The organism is Hymenobacter sp. APR13 (assembly GCF_000737515.1).
In the GTDB taxonomy this organism is placed as follows: Bacteria; Bacteroidota; Bacteroidia; order Cytophagales; family Hymenobacteraceae; genus Hymenobacter.
Genome location: NZ_CP006587.1, coordinates 3,997,243 through 4,010,854 on the forward strand (window position 1 = coordinate 3,997,243; position 13,612 = coordinate 4,010,854).

Below are 13,612 nucleotides of genomic sequence, written 5' to 3' on the forward strand. Positions count from 1 at the left end.
GGACATACCCCGATGCTAACAAACAATGCTCTATAACTGACTACTAGCAGCGAATAACTGGCAACCGGCACCTGCGCTATGCACGTATCGGAGGTGGGCGAATGGTCGCCTTGTTCCACTTGATTTCGAGTATGAAAGCCATTGTAATTACCCAAGCCGGCGGCCCTGAGGTGCTGCAGCTGCAGGAGCAGCCCCGGCCGGTGCCGGCGGCCCATGAGGTGCTGATCCGGGTGCACGCGGCCGGCGTCAACCGGCCCGATGTGCTGCTGCGGCAGGGCAAATACGCCGGTTCCGGCGACGTGGCCGGAACCGTACCGGGCCTGGAAGTGGCTGGGGTAGTGGAGCAGTGCGGCGCCGCTGTCCCCCGCTGGCAACCCGGCGACCGGGTGTGCGCGCTGCTGGCCGCCGGCGGCTACGCCGAATACGCCGTGGTGGATGCCCGCCACTGCCTGCCGGTGCTGGCCGGCTGGGAATTCGCGGCTGCGGCGGCGCTGCCCGAAACGGTGTTTACGGTGTGGCACAACGTGTTTCAGCGGGGGCAGCTGCAGCCCGGCGAGCGTCTGCTGGTACACGGCGGCAGCAGTGGCATTGGTACTACGGCCGTGCAGCTGGCTACGGCCCTGGGCAGTTCGGTGGCGGCCACGGTGGGCAGTGCGGCCAAAGCCGCGGCCGTACGCCAGCTCGGGGCCGATCTGGTCGTCAATTACAAAGAGCAGGATTTTGAAGAAGCAGTGCAGGCCGCCGGTGGCGCCGATGTAGTGCTGGACATGATTGGGGGCGACTATACGGCCAAAAACCTGCGTTTGCTGCGCGACGACGGCCGCCTCGTATTTATCAATGCCATGCAGGGCGGCAAAGCCGAGTTCAACGCGCTGGAGGTGATGCGCCGCCTGCTGACCATCACGGGCAGCACGCTGCGGCCCCGCTCCGCTGACTTCAAGGCTACGCTGGCGGCCGAGGTGGAGCGCCACGTGTGGCCGCTGCTGGCGGCCGGGAAAATGAAGCCACTTTTGCACCACACCTTTCCGCTGGCCGAGGCGGCGGCCGCCCACGAAATGCTGGAAAGCAGCACCCACATTGGCAAGCTGGTATTGCGGGTAGTGGAATAATTTTGAGTGGGCAGGATTTTTCGGCGAACCATAAGCCGGAAGCTGCGTACAAAGGTGGATTTCGCCGGCCTATGTGTGGCGAACTGCTGCTCTCTGCTCACACCTGCACATTATGCTCACCGCTTTACTTATCGGGGCTACCGGACTGGTCGGCGACTACACGTTGCGCCAGTTGCTCTCCGATACCCGTTTTGACCGTATCAAAGTTTTTACCCGCCGGCCAACTGGCTACCACAATCCCGAACGGCTGGAAGAGCACGTAGTGGACTTCGACCAGCCGCAGCAGTGGCAGCACCTGCTCACCGGCGACGTGCTGTTTTCGGCTCTGGGCACTACATTGGGCCAAGCCGGCAGCTCGGCAGCCCAGTACAAGGTAGACTACACGTACCAGTTTCAGACCGCGGAAGCCGCCGCCCAAAATGGCGTGGCCACCTACGTGCTGGTGTCGTCGGCGTCGGCCGATCCGGAGGCGTTTGTGTTCTACACCCGCATGAAGGGTGAGCTGGAGCGCGCCATTAAGCGCCTGCCGTTCCAACGAATTCGCATCATTCAGCCCGGTATGCTGGCTGGCAGCCGCCACACTCCCCGCCTAGCGGAGCGCATTGCGCTGCCCCTGGCCGACTTGGTGGCCCGGATTCCCGGTCTGCAGCAGTACCGCCCCATTCATGGCCGGGAGGTTGCCCAGGCTATGATCAACGCTGCCCTGGACACCAAGCCCGGCGTGCAGACGGATGCGCTGGAGGATGTGTTTCGGCGCGCCCACCAATAACGCAAGTAAGTAGCGCGTAAGTAGCGCGCGCCCTGCGCCTGCACAAACAAAGCGAGTCGCCAATGCTGCCTCACTCCGGGGCAGCATTGGCGACTCGCTTTGTTTTATTCGCAGAAACCAGCGCTTGCGCGCTACATCAGGCTTTCTTCCACTTGATGGTGCAGCCAATGGCTTTTGTGGCGCTAACCGTAGCTGGCTTGCCGGCCAGGATATCGGTCATGGCGTTTTCCAGGTATTTGGTTTTCACCAGCTTGGCATCCTCCGAATTGTCGTCGATGGCGCCGATGTAGCTCACCACAAAATCTGCGTTCTGGCGGCTGAGCACGTAGAGGTGCGGCGTGCGGGTGGCCCCGTATTGTCGGGCCACGGCCTGCGACTCGTCTTGCAGGTAGGGGAAGCTGTATTTCTTCTCCTTGGCGCGTTTCTGCATGTCGGCAAAGGAGTCGCCGGGGGCTACGGCGGGGTCGTTGGGGTTGATGGCCACAACGGGGTAGCCCAGCGGCGCATATTTGGTGTGCAGGTCGATGATGCGCTGCTCGTAGGCCTTGGCGTAGGGGCAGGTGTTGCAGGTGAACACCACAATGTAGCCTTTAGCCGCCTTGTTGGAAGCCAACGACACCAGCTTGCCATCCACGTTTTTCAGCTGAAAGTCAGCGGCTTTATCGCCGACTTGGTAGCCGGTGGCAGCAGTAGTACGCAGCAGGACGAAACTGCTCAGGGCCAGCAACAGGCAGGCGGCCAGAGCGGGAAGTAGCTTTTTCATGCGCATGAAGGAAAAGGTGAAAAGTGGTTATTGTAGAAATTTCTGCAGGGCGGCCGTCAGCTCTGGCTGCGTGAATTCCCGCTCAAACGAGGCGCGCTTCTGCTGCTTGTTGTTGATCATCAGCGTGAACGGCAGTGCCCCCGACCATTGGCTATCTACCTTGTCCATCCAGGTATTGGGGTCGGTTTCGTTGAGCAGCAGCACTTCCGAGCGTAGGTTGCGCTTGGCCACAAAGGGCCGCACCTTTTTGTCGAGTTGCGAGGCATAGTCAGTGCTGACCAGCAGCACCTTCACCTTCTGGCCTGCGTAGGCGCGGTTCAGCTGTTCGAAATTGGGCAGCTCCTTCACGCAGGGCGCGCACCAGGTGGCCCAGAAGTTTACCACGTATGTGGTGTCGTTGGGCTGGCTGAGCCGCTTCTGCAGCTGTGGGAGCTTAACAACGGCCACCCGCTGCGCCTGGCCCGGCAGCGCCAGCAGGCAAGCAGCAAAGGCCAGCAGAATGAATTTGGGCATTACAGCAAGGAATGGTTGACGGCATTGTCTGATAGACAGCCGACAGCCACCGAAGTTGCCGGCGTGGCCGGAAAACCCGGCGAGCTTACGTCAGAAAGTCGGGTATCACCTGCAGGCAGACGGGCGCGGGCACTTCTACCACCACACCAGTGGGCGTCAGTTGGCCGGTTTGAGTGTTGATGGTGTAGGTCACGATGTTGTTGGAGTTCTGATTGGCTACCAGCAGAATGGCGCCGCTGGGGTCGATGGCGAAGTTGCGGGGCGTCTTGCCCAGGGTGCTCACATGCTCCACCAGCGTGAGGCGGCCGGAGGCGGAGTCTATGGCAAATACGGCCAGGCTGTCGTGGCCGCGGTTGGTGGCATACACAAACCGGCCGTTGGGGTGCACATGAATATCGGCGCAGGTGTTAGGGGCCGTGAAGCCGGCTGGCAGGGTTGGTACGGTGTGCAGCTCCCGGAACGTCCCGGCCGTGGCATCATAGCTTAGCGCTGTTACGCTGCAGGCCAGCTCGTTGATGAGGAAGGCCCAGCGGCCGTTGGGGTGGAACGTGAGGTGCCGCGGCCCGGCGCCCGGCTGGGTGGTGAAGGCCGGGGCCGGCAGCGGTGTCCACTGGCTGCCATTGGCCGCCAACTGGTAGCCCAGCACCTGGTCGGTGCCCAGGTCCACGGCAAAGGCGAAACGGTTGGCGGGGTCGGGGAGGATGCAGTGGGCGTGGGGCTCGCCTTGTCGGTTTTTGACGGGCCCCGAGCCGCGGTACTGGGCCGTGGCGGCCGGTGGCTGTAGCTTGCCATCCGGGGCGAGAGGCAGCAGGCTCACGCTGCCGCCGCCGTAGTTGGCCACCAGCGTTGCCTGGTTGCTGCCGGCTATGCTGACGTAGCAGGGGCCACCGCCGCCCGACAGCTGCTGGTTGAGCAGCGTGAGGCTACCCGTGCGCCGGTCGATGGCAAAGGCGCTGACGAAGCCGCTTTTTGCGCCCTGAAACTCGTCGACTTCATTGGCAGCGTAGAGATGCTGGTGCTTGGTATCAAGGGCTAGATAGGTTGGGTTGGGGCCGCCTTTTTCGGCCCGCAGGCGGGTCAGGGCGCCGGTTGTAGAGTTAAGGCGGTAGAGGAAGATGCTCTCGACCTCTGCCTTGGCATAAGTGCCTACATATACTAGGTAGTCGGGCCGGCTGCGGCCAGTGAGGGCGGCAGCGCAGCCCGAGAGGCCCAGGGGCACACCCACCAGCGTGAGGCCGGTGAGCTTCAGAAAATGGCGGCGGGACGTAGTGAAATCGGTCATGGCAGGAAGGGCAGGAGCCTAGTATAGCGGGCCGACAAGTTAGCGGGTAATGCGGGCTTTCGGTGCGGGCTGCCAGGGCGGTGACTATTGGGCGGTAATGGTCGGCGCCGGGCCCGGTGTAAGCCGCAGGTGCGGCAACTGAACGTAGCGGCTACCTCGTACCTTTGCCCTGTCCCGCAACATTCGACTTCCGCCGCCGGTTTTCTTTCTATGAACAAGACGTATTGCCCCAGCCTCACCGAATACAAGCGCCGCCTCTCCCGTGAAGTGAAAATTGGCGACCTGCCGATGGGCGGGCTCAACCCCATCCGGGTGCAGAGCATGACCACCGTGGACACCATGGACACGCTGGGTTCGGTGGAGCAGACGCTACGCATGGTGGAAGCCGGCTGCGAGTACGTGCGCATCACGGCCCCCAGCGTGAAGGAGGCCCAGAACCTGCTCGAAATCAAGAAGGAGCTGCGCAAGCGCGGCTGCTCGGTGCCGCTCATTGCCGACATCCACTTCACGCCCAACGCCGCCGAGCTGGCCGCCCGCATCGTGGAGAAAGTGCGCGTGAACCCCGGCAACTACGCCGACAAAAAGAAATTCGACGTCATTGAGTACACCGACAGCAGCTACGCCGCCGAGGTGGAGCGCATCCGGGAGCGGTTCCGCCCGCTGGTCCAGATCTGCAAGCAGTACGGCACGGCCATGCGCATCGGCACCAACCACGGCTCCTTGTCCGACCGGATTCTGAGCCGCTACGGCGATACGCCGCTGGGCATGGTGGAGTCGGCGCTGGAATTCCTGCGCCTCTGCGAAGAGGAAAACTACTACGACGTGGTGCTAAGCATGAAGGCCAGCAACACCCAGGTGATGGTGCAGGCCTACCGCCTGCTGGTGCAGAAACTCGACGCCGAAGGCCTGCAGCCCTACCCGCTGCACCTGGGTGTCACGGAAGCCGGCGAGGCCGAAGACGGCCGCATCAAAAGCGCCGTCGGCATCGGCACGCTGCTCGAAGACGGCCTCGGCGACACCGTGCGCGTGAGTCTCACCGAAGCCCCCGAAGCCGAAGCCCCCGTGGCTAAAGCCCTGATTGACCGGTACACCAACCGCGCTCAGGAAGCCAAGCCTATTCGCCCGCTGACCTCACCCCCTAGCCCCCTCTCCAAAAGAGAGGGGGGACTAGCTCTAGAGCTAGTTTCTGATGCTAAAAATCTAGAAGCTAGTTCCCCCTCTCTTTTGGAGAGGGGGCTAGGGGGTGAGGTCCCTATCGACCCCTTCCAGTACCACCGGCGCGTAACGCCGGAGGTGCTGAACCTGGGCGGGCAGAACGTGCCGCGGGTGCTGGTGGATATTTCCCGGCTCTCGTCGGTGGAGTATGCCGATCTGCGCGCCGTGGGCCACCTGTACTCGGCCTTCCTCGACAAGTTCCAGATGAACGACCTGGGGGCCGACTACCTCTACAGCGGCCAGCGCCCCGTGCCGTTCATGCTGCCCAACGGCCTCAAGGAAGTGGTGGACTACACCGCCTGGCTCGACGCCGGCCAGCGCGCTGACCACTACCCGGTGCTCACCCCAGTTGAGTATGCGGAAGCCGGCCCGCGCCATTCGGAGCTGAATTTCGTGTTCCAGAACCTGGATTCGCTCACGCCTGCCGCCCTGGGCCAACTGCGCGACGACGCCACGGCCGTTATCATCCTCTATACCGATAACGCCCATGCCATGCCCGAAATTCGTCGGGCTTTCTTCGAGCTGCTGACTAACGGTGTCACCAACCCGGTTATCATCAACCGCCAGTACCCAGCCCTCACGCCCGAGCAAACCCAGCTCTACGCCGCTACCGACGTAGGTGGTTTGCTCCTCGACGGCCTCGGCGACGGGGTGGTGCTGAGCACCGAGCTACTGCCGGAACGCAGCAAAGAAGAGTGGCTCCAGACGCTGGACCAGCTCAACCAGCTTAGCTTCGGCATTCTGCAGGCGGCCCGTACGCGCATGAGCAAAACGGAGTACATCAGCTGCCCCAGCTGCGGCCGTACCCTGTTCGACCTGCAGGAAACCACCGCCATGATCCGCAAGCGCACCGACCACCTGAAGGGCGTGAAAATCGGCATCATGGGCTGCATCGTGAACGGCCCCGGCGAAATGGCCGACGCCGACTACGGCTACGTGGGCGTGGGCAAGGGCAAAATTGCCCTCTACCGCGGCCAGGAAGTCATCAAGAAATCCGTACCTGAAGAACGCGCCGTAGACGAGCTCATCGAGCTCATGCGCGAAGACGGCCGCTGGCTGGAAAAGGAGCTGCTGGAAGAGCCGGTGGCGGGGTAGGTACAGAGTCATTTGTCATGCTGAGCTTGCCGAAGCATCTCTACCGCTTTAGTGGGATATTACTGCAACGAAGCAGTAGAGATGCTTCGGCAAGCTCAGCATGACGTTCTAGTATGAGTTCTGATTTGGCTACTTCGGAGGCGTTTACAATTTAAGGACATAATGGAAATTCCCTGTGCCTCCGGTTTATTGAGGTGTACGGGTTTCCGGATTCCACTTGTAGCTGGGGCGGCTACGAAGTGCGAGCAGCCATAGAAATCAAATCCGGTAGTTATCGAGCAACAGCTACGTTGTGGACTACAACAGGAGAGCTGTATACTTTGCTTGAAGCACTGCGCAGCTGCAATGAACAGCTGAGTGGCGAAATACAATGGCGCACGTACGAGCAGAATCTGGAGCTTGTCATATACTATGACAAGCAAGGTCATGTGATTGTGTCAGGCAATTTCACTGAATACCATCACTCCGGAAACGAGCTCCAATTTCAGTTTGCCACTGACCAGACTTATATGAGTGCCACAATTGCGGAACTGCATACTATAGCTATCAAATACGGCGGCATGAAGGGGATGAGAAGGTGAGAAAATACCTTTCTATGCATATCATGTTTGCACAATGAGCACCGAAATTCAGCTATTCGCTGGACTGACTCTTCTGGGCATCATCGAAGCTAAAGTAGTAGACGCTTCGATGGGGATAATCGGGGGCACGCTAAAGCCAACTTCCGCTTATTACACTAACTACCAGCCTTTCTTCCGGACACACTTGGAAACACCCGATTGGAAAGGGCTTGCGGCACTGGAGCTGAAAGCTATTTCTCCATTGATCGGTGAAATCGTTGCAGACGGAGGAATAGATATTGCTGATGTAGAAGGTTTCAATGAGGTTGATGCTAATGTCTGCGGAATTGGATTTCAGCAAATGAAGCGGCTATTTCCTGAAGGCTAAAAACATGCGCGTCGCTGATCCGTCCTCCCCAGCATGAAACTACGCGTGATATTGACCGGCACGACCGGCATGGTGGGAGAAGGAGTACTGCTCGAATGCCTCAACAGCCCGGAAGTGGAGCAGGTGCTCAGCATCAGCCGACGGCCCAGCGGGCACCAGCACCCCAAGCTGCGGGAGCTGCTGCACGAGGATTTCCAGAACCTCACGCCTATTCAGGGCCAGCTGCGGGGCTACAACGCCTGCTTTTTCTGCCTGGGCGTATCGTCGGTGGGAATGCAGGAGCCGGAGTACCGCCGCCTCACCTACGACCTGACCCTGCACTTCGCCCGCACCCTGCTAACCCACAACGGCCCCGACCTCACGTTCTGCTACGTCTCGGGCTCCGGCACCGACGACACGCTGCGCAGCCGCCAGATGTGGGCCCGCGTGAAGGGCGAAACCGAAAACGAGCTGCGGCAGCTGGGCTTCCGGCAGGCCTTCATGTTCCGTCCCGGCTTCCTGCGGGCCACGCCCGGTCAGCGGCACGTGCTTTCGTACTACAAGTATTTCGGCTGGCTGTATCCCGTAGTGCGGGGGCTGGCTCCCCGGTACGTCTCCACGCTGGCCGAGTTGGGCCGGGCCATGCTGCACGTCGCGCAACGCGGCTACGCCAAACCCGTGCTGGAAGTGCCCGACATTGTGGCGGCGTCTAAAGGATAGCCACAGCACGGTGTAGAGACGCGACACTTCGCGTCTCCCCGTTTCTGACGTTGCCTAACGGGCGCGGCACGGTGCCGGTCCGCCAACAACAACGCCCGCGCCACCCAGCCCGTTTACACGATAGGCTTGGGCTTGTGCAGGAACTTCTGCTTGAGCCACAGAAACGGCACGCCCAGCCCCACGATAAAGCCCCAGTCGGCCCCGAAACGCTCCAGGCCTTCCAGAGCCAGCGTCCAGTTGCCCACGGCCAGGCCCGCCCCAATCAGGGCGGCGGCCGGGATGAAGGCCATGGCAATGAGTGGCCCGGCTTGGAAGCTCCGCCGGAAGGCCGCCAGCATCACCACGCCGGCCAGCGCCCCGGCCGCCGACAGCAGCAATTCCATCAGGCCGGGGTGCGACAGGTTCTTGACCTCGGAGTTTTCGGCCAGCAGCTGGCCCGTGGTTTCGCCGGCCGCTACCAGCCAGTACGTGGTTAGGGCCGCCGTGCCAATCAGGACGGCGTAGCCGGTGAGCGTGGATTGAATGCCGCGCCAGACCACAATCCAGCGCCGCAGCACCAATCCCACCGGCACCTTGGTCATGGGGTCGAAACCGGGGGCAATGATGGCGGAAGCCGTAAAAGCCACCGCCTGCGGTACCGGCTCCGATACCAGCCCGATGGCGCAGATCAATCCGCCCAGGGCCATCAGCAGCAGATAATTGGTGGTGATGGCGCCCTGGTGGCGCAGGCCGCTCTCCATTTCCTCCCAGATGGCCTCGTCCTTGTCGTCGACGATGGTTTGGTGGGCGGCCGGGGCAATGAAGCTAGCCGCCTCGCTGGTTACCACGCTCAAATCGTTCTTGTGCGCCACGGCAGCGCGGGCCCGGCGCAGTACCTCATCGGCCCCGCGGTTGAGCACGTGCACAATCAGCACGTCGCCGGCGGGCTTGCGCGAGGCCCCAAGCTGCACGCTCAGGCCGATAACGTCCTCCATTTCCGTCAGCTGCTGGCACAGCCCTTCGGTGACAGGGGCGGGCACGGTAATTTCCAGGGTCCGATGCATAGGCGGTGGTAGCGACGTAAAGCCGGCCGTGCAGGCAGCCGGATTAGCCTCTACCTACGGCCATTGGCGCCCACTGTTCCGGACGAGTCGTTTTTAAGGCTCCCGGCCGGCTTACCTACACTTCTCCTTGCGCCGTGTGTCGATAACGTGCGCAATGCGCCAGCCCTCGGCCAGCTTCACCAGCTGAAATGAGTTGTAGCCGCAGTGGCTGAAGGTGCTGCCCCGGTAGAACTGGTAGGGCGTCCAGACGCTGGCTAGGTTGGCGTCAATGAGTACCCGCTCGAACGTGATGCGCTCATCCCACACCTCCGGGTGCGGCGTGCCCACGGCTTTCACGAAGTCGGAGGGGTTTTCGGGGCGCAGCTGCGTCTGGCCGTTTTTGGCGGCGAGGGTGTGGAATACGGCCCCCGGGGCCAGCGTGGCGCGCACGGCGGCACTGTCGCCGCGCCGCATCCCGTCGAAAAACCGGCGGATGGTTTGCTGCACGGCCTCGGTTTCAGCAGCCGGTTTGGTTTGGGCGGAGGTGGCCGCCGCGGTGAGCAGCAGCGGCAGCAGGAGCAGAGGCTTCATGGAAGGGGCAGGAGGGTGGAGCGCACAAGGTAACAGAATGCCGTAGCGCAGTAGCGCGAACTTTGTAGTTCGCGCCCCGGAACGACACCGTAGTGACGGCGCGAGGCAGTAACGCAAACTGTGCAGTTCGCGCCCCGGAACGACAACCACCCGAACGGCGCGGGGACGCGAACTACATAGTTCGCGCTACTAAAATTATGGCGTGCCGCCATTGCCACCCGGAAGCGGCCTATTTTTGCGGATTGCCGCAGTTTCGGCAGCTTTCCCCGCGCTCCTCCCATGACGTTTTCCCGCACCTTCGACCTGCTGGCTCACCTGGCCCATACCACCCCCGAGGCCGATTGCCTGGTAGAAAAAAGGGACGGCCGCTGGCAGCCGTTGAGTGCCGCCAAGGTGCAGGAAATGAGCAACCACGCCAGCCTGGGGCTGCGTGCGTTGGGCGTGCGGGCCGCCGATAAGGTGGCCATCATCTGCCCCAACCGCCCCGAGTGGGTGGTGGCCGATATGGGCATTGCCCAGCTGGGGGCCGTGAGCGTGCCCATGTACCCCACCATCACGGTGGAGGATTACCGCCACATTTTCCAGGATGCCGGCGTGCGCGTGGTGCTGGTGGAAGGCGAAAAGCTGCTGGCCCGGGTGCAGGAGGCCGTGGCCGGGCTGCCAGACGGCCCCGAGCACATTCTCACTTTCGAGCCCACGCCCGGCCACCGCTCCTTCGCCGACCTGCTGGCCCTGGGAGCCGCCGCCGACGTGGCCGCGCTGGAACCCCTCAAAGCCGCCGTGCAGCCCGACGACCTGCTCACGCTCATCTACACCTCGGGCACTACCGGCCGGCCCAAGGGCGTGATGCTCAGCCACCGCAACATCCTGTTCAACTGCCAGAATCTGCTGAGCTACCTGCCGCTGGCCCCGGGCCACAAAACCCTCAGCTTTCTGCCCTTGAGCCACATTTTCGAGCGCACGGCCACGTTTCTGTACCTGCAGCTGGGCTTCAGCATCTACTACGCCGAAAGCGTGGAGCGCATTGCCGACAACCTGCGCGAGGTGCAGCCCCACGTATTCACCACGGTGCCCCGCCTGCTCGAAAAAATCTACGACAAGATTGTGGCCACTGGCCAGCAACTCACCGGCGTTAAGCGCAAGCTGTTCTTCTGGGCCCTCGACCTGGGGCTGCGCTACGACACCCAGCAGGACCAGGGCGCATGGTACAACGCCCAGCTGGCACTGGCCAACAAGCTGGTGTTCAGCAAGTGGCGCGAGGCTATGGGCGGGGAGGTGCGCTACATCGTGAGCGGGGGCGGGGCCCTGCAGCCGCGGCTGGCGCGGGTGTTCTGGGCGGCCGGTATCCGGGTGATGGAGGGCTACGGCATGACCGAAACCTCGCCCGTAATTGCCGCCAGCCAGCCCGTGCCCGAGGGCAACCTCATTGGGGCCGTGGGGCCGGTGCTGCCGGGCGTGGAAGTGAAAATTGCCGCCGACGGCGAAATCCTGACCCGTTCCCCCTCGGTGATGCAGGGCTACTACAACCGCCCCGACCTTACTGCTGAGGTCATCGACGCCGAGGGCTGGCTGCACACCGGCGACATCGGCGAGTTGGTACAGGGCCGCTTTCTCAAAATCACGGACCGCAAAAAGGAGATGTTCAAGACCTCCAACGGCAAGTACGTGGCCCCGCAGCCCCTCGAGTCGAAGCTCTCGGAGTCGCCGCTGGTGGAGCAGGTGATGGTGCTGGGCGAGGGCGAAAAGTACGCCGCCGCCCTGCTGGTGCCCGCCTTCACCGAGCTGCGCGCCTGGGCCCGGCAGCACCAGCTCCCCGCCGACCTCTCCGACGCTGCCCTGGCCGCCCACGCTCAGGTGCGCCAGCTCTACGAGCAGCTGGTGCAGCAAACCAACGCCGCCTTCGCCCAGTGGGAGCAGATCAAGAAAATCGAGCTGCTGCCTGCCCTCTGGAGCGTGGAATCGGGCGAGCTGACGCCCACGCTGAAAGTGCGCCGCAAAATCATCAGCCAAAACAACCAACAGCGCATCGAGAAGCTGTTTCGGGGCTAGGATTGTAGAGACGCAACATCTTGCGTCTCGTCGTTGCTGACGTTGTAGCTGTTCAGACGACCTCTGGAACGTGTCATGCTGAGCTTGCCGAAGCATCTCTACCGCTTCGCCTGCACCGATTCAACGGAGCGGTAGAGATGCTTCGGCAAGCTCAGCATGACGGCCTTGCGCATGACGTTCTGTTGTTGAAACGTCATGGGCCGACCGTTCAACGACGAGACTCCAGCTATTGCGTCTCTACACCACACGCTGCCGTTTTACAGCCCGCGTGCAAATCTTTTCCGGGGCCCGGGTGTTATCTTTCCGAACCCGAATCCAACTGCCTCATGCGTAAAGACCTGTTTAATTTCGGCCCGATGCTCGGGTACTTTTTCCGCAAGAATGACCCCGCGCGTCACACCAATTTCAACCTGCGCACCATGCACTTCATCAATAAGCTGAGCATGGCCATGTTTCTGGTGGGCTTGATGGTGCTGATTTACCGTTGGTTTATCCGGTAATTTAGTTGTCAGGTAATGGTTGTCAGGGGTTGCTATAAGGTATCCTGACTGGCAACTGACACCTAACAACTGACCACCACCACCTGATAACTCTCCGAGTGAACATCGAAGACTTCCGCGACTATTGCCTGTTCAAAGCCGGCGTGACCGAAGAAACGCCCTTCGGCCCCGAAACGCTGGTGTTCAAAGTCGGCGGCAAAGTGTTTGCCCTCACCGACATCGAAACTTTCGGCAGCATCAACCTCAAGTGCGACCCGGAGCGCGCCCAGGAACTGCGCGAACAGCACGACTACGTGCTGCCCGGCTACCACATGAACAAGAAGCACTGGAACACGGTACTCATCGGGGCGGGTGCGCCGGAGCGGCAGCTACGCGAGTTGATTGACCATTCCTACGACCTGGTGCGAGCGTCCCTGCCCAAAAAGCAGCGCGACGAATTGGCCGCTACCGAGCAATAACGCGCCACTCAGACGCAAAAGCGGCTTCGGCCGCTTTCTTTTGAACCAGGTTGTAACCTTAGTAGTTACAATGTTACCTTTGTCACACCAAGTATCGGAAGCCACGGCCGTGTCGTCGGGGTTTCCTTTCCCAGACTATGCAGATCAGCAGCCGATTTTCCGTCGCCGTCCATGTGCTTTCTCTGCTGGCTTTGCCGGAGCAGGATGGTGTGCCGCTGACGTCGGAGCGCATGGCGGGCAGCGTGAACACCAATCCGGTGGTGATTCGGCGGATTCTGGGGCAGCTCAAGAAGGCCGGGCTGGTGGAAGTGCGGCCGGCCTCGGGCGGCACGTTCCTGACGCGCCAGCCGGCCACCATCACGCTGCTGGAGGTGTACCGGGCGGTGGAAGTGGTGGAGGCCGGCCAGCTGTTCAGCGTCCACGACAAGCCCAACCCGGCCTGTTTGGTGGGCCGCCACATTCAGTCGGCGCTGGATGATACTCTGCAACGCGCCCAGACGGCCCTGGAACAGGTGCTGGCCCAGACTATCCTGCAGCAGGTCACCACCGACATTGCGGCCAAAGCCCTTATTTCCTGACTTTTTTTTGCGCTTGATTGT

Annotated in this window: 14 protein-coding genes; 9 read left to right on the top strand and 5 right to left on the bottom strand. The window is 61.8% G+C overall.

Annotated elements, in window-relative coordinates; genetic code table 11:
* Positions 1-131 precede the first annotated feature (131 nt).
* Positions 132-1,109 (top strand): NAD(P)H-quinone oxidoreductase, encoded by a 978-nt coding sequence (locus tag N008_RS16640; protein WP_044017532.1) that lies wholly within the window; start codon positions 132-134, stop codon positions 1,107-1,109.
* A gap of 112 nt (positions 1,110-1,221) precedes the next feature.
* Positions 1,222-1,878, top strand: coding sequence for an NAD(P)H-binding protein (locus tag N008_RS16645; RefSeq protein ID WP_044017533.1), 657 nt, complete (start codon positions 1,222-1,224; stop codon positions 1,876-1,878).
* A gap of 136 nt (positions 1,879-2,014) precedes the next feature.
* Here N008_RS16645 and N008_RS16650 read toward each other — a convergent pair whose 3' ends face one another.
* From N008_RS16650 to N008_RS16660, 3 genes are all read right to left on the bottom strand, one after another.
* Positions 2,015-2,641, bottom strand: coding sequence for a thioredoxin family protein (locus N008_RS16650; RefSeq protein WP_044018998.1), 627 nt, complete (start codon positions 2,639-2,641; stop codon positions 2,015-2,017).
* Between the two features lie 27 nt (positions 2,642-2,668).
* The gene (locus tag N008_RS16655) at positions 2,669-3,154 is read right to left on the bottom strand and encodes a TlpA disulfide reductase family protein (RefSeq protein ID WP_044017534.1); all 486 of its coding nucleotides are present in this window, start codon (positions 3,152-3,154) and stop codon (positions 2,669-2,671) included.
* A gap of 85 nt (positions 3,155-3,239) precedes the next feature.
* Complete coding sequence (locus tag N008_RS16660) at positions 3,240-4,436, bottom strand: lactonase family protein (RefSeq protein WP_044017535.1); 1,197 nt, start codon at positions 4,434-4,436, stop codon at positions 3,240-3,242.
* Positions 4,437-4,646: 210 nt separating this feature from the next.
* Here N008_RS16660 and ispG point away from each other — a divergent pair, with 210 nt between their 5' ends.
* The 3 genes from ispG (at position 4,647) to N008_RS16680 (ending at position 8,393) form a co-directional block, all read left to right on the top strand.
* Positions 4,647-6,746 carry a (E)-4-hydroxy-3-methylbut-2-enyl-diphosphate synthase gene (ispG, locus tag N008_RS16665; protein ID WP_044017536.1) on the top strand — a complete coding sequence of 700 codons (2,100 nt, stop codon included), beginning with the start codon at positions 4,647-4,649 and terminating at the stop codon, positions 6,744-6,746.
* Positions 6,747-7,361: 615 nt separating this feature from the next.
* Positions 7,362-7,694: a hypothetical protein gene (locus N008_RS16675; protein WP_044017538.1), complete on the top strand. Its 333-nt coding sequence runs from the start codon at positions 7,362-7,364 to the stop codon at positions 7,692-7,694.
* A 33-nt stretch (positions 7,695-7,727) separates the two neighbouring features.
* Positions 7,728-8,393 (top strand): epimerase, encoded by a 666-nt coding sequence (locus tag N008_RS16680; RefSeq protein ID WP_044017539.1) that lies wholly within the window; start codon positions 7,728-7,730, stop codon positions 8,391-8,393.
* A gap of 113 nt (positions 8,394-8,506) precedes the next feature.
* Here the strand turns inward: N008_RS16680 and N008_RS16685 are convergent, their stop codons facing one another.
* Together N008_RS16685 and N008_RS16690 are read right to left on the bottom strand one after the other, a co-directional pair.
* On the bottom strand, positions 8,507-9,436 hold the full coding sequence (locus N008_RS16685) for a DUF389 domain-containing protein (RefSeq protein ID WP_044017540.1): 930 nt from the start codon (positions 9,434-9,436) through the stop codon (positions 8,507-8,509).
* A 111-nt stretch (positions 9,437-9,547) separates the two neighbouring features.
* Positions 9,548-10,006: a nuclear transport factor 2 family protein gene (locus tag N008_RS16690; RefSeq protein ID WP_044017541.1), complete on the bottom strand. Its 459-nt coding sequence runs from the start codon at positions 10,004-10,006 to the stop codon at positions 9,548-9,550.
* A gap of 279 nt (positions 10,007-10,285) precedes the next feature.
* Here N008_RS16690 and N008_RS16695 point away from each other — a divergent pair, with 279 nt between their 5' ends.
* The 4 genes from N008_RS16695 to N008_RS16705 all read left to right on the top strand — a co-directional run bounded on the left by N008_RS16695 (position 10,286) and on the right by N008_RS16705 (position 13,591).
* A complete protein-coding gene (locus tag N008_RS16695) occupies positions 10,286-12,055 on the top strand; it encodes an AMP-dependent synthetase/ligase (protein ID WP_044017542.1) in 1,770 nt (589 codons plus the stop codon).
* Positions 12,056-12,381: 326 nt separating this feature from the next.
* On the top strand, positions 12,382-12,555 hold the full coding sequence (locus N008_RS23615) for a DUF6728 family protein (protein ID WP_197062882.1): 174 nt from the start codon (positions 12,382-12,384) through the stop codon (positions 12,553-12,555).
* Between the two features lie 98 nt (positions 12,556-12,653).
* Complete coding sequence (locus N008_RS16700) at positions 12,654-13,013, top strand: MmcQ/YjbR family DNA-binding protein (protein WP_044017543.1); 360 nt, start codon at positions 12,654-12,656, stop codon at positions 13,011-13,013.
* Positions 13,014-13,150: 137 nt separating this feature from the next.
* Entirely contained in the window at positions 13,151-13,591 is a 441-nt protein-coding gene (locus N008_RS16705; protein WP_044017544.1) for an Rrf2 family transcriptional regulator, read from the top strand.
* Positions 13,592-13,612 lie beyond the last annotated feature (21 nt).

What these genes read in the sequence shown, in the direction of transcription:
- N008_RS16640 (WP_044017532.1), top strand. Translation starts at nt 132, where the DNA reads ATGAAAGCCATTGTAATTACCCAAGCCGGCGGCCCTGAGGTGCTGCAG.
- N008_RS16645 (WP_044017533.1), top strand. Translation starts at nt 1,222, where the DNA reads ATGCTCACCGCTTTACTTATCGGGGCTACCGGACTGGTCGGCGACTAC.
- N008_RS16650 (WP_044018998.1), bottom strand. Translation starts at nt 2,641, where the DNA reads ATGAAAAAGCTACTTCCCGCTCTGGCCGCCTGCCTGTTGCTGGCCCTG.
- N008_RS16655 (WP_044017534.1), bottom strand. Translation starts at nt 3,154, where the DNA reads ATGCCCAAATTCATTCTGCTGGCCTTTGCTGCTTGCCTGCTGGCGCTG.
- N008_RS16660 (WP_044017535.1), bottom strand. Translation starts at nt 4,436, where the DNA reads ATGACCGATTTCACTACGTCCCGCCGCCATTTTCTGAAGCTCACCGGC.
- ispG (WP_044017536.1), top strand. Translation starts at nt 4,647, where the DNA reads ATGAACAAGACGTATTGCCCCAGCCTCACCGAATACAAGCGCCGCCTC.
- N008_RS16675 (WP_044017538.1), top strand. Translation starts at nt 7,362, where the DNA reads ATGAGCACCGAAATTCAGCTATTCGCTGGACTGACTCTTCTGGGCATC.
- N008_RS16680 (WP_044017539.1), top strand. Translation starts at nt 7,728, where the DNA reads ATGAAACTACGCGTGATATTGACCGGCACGACCGGCATGGTGGGAGAA.
- N008_RS16685 (WP_044017540.1), bottom strand. Translation starts at nt 9,436, where the DNA reads ATGCATCGGACCCTGGAAATTACCGTGCCCGCCCCTGTCACCGAAGGG.
- N008_RS16690 (WP_044017541.1), bottom strand. Translation starts at nt 10,006, where the DNA reads ATGAAGCCTCTGCTCCTGCTGCCGCTGCTGCTCACCGCGGCGGCCACC.
- N008_RS16695 (WP_044017542.1), top strand. Translation starts at nt 10,286, where the DNA reads ATGACGTTTTCCCGCACCTTCGACCTGCTGGCTCACCTGGCCCATACC.
- N008_RS23615 (WP_197062882.1), top strand. Translation starts at nt 12,382, where the DNA reads ATGCGTAAAGACCTGTTTAATTTCGGCCCGATGCTCGGGTACTTTTTC.
- N008_RS16705 (WP_044017544.1), top strand. Translation starts at nt 13,151, where the DNA reads ATGCAGATCAGCAGCCGATTTTCCGTCGCCGTCCATGTGCTTTCTCTG.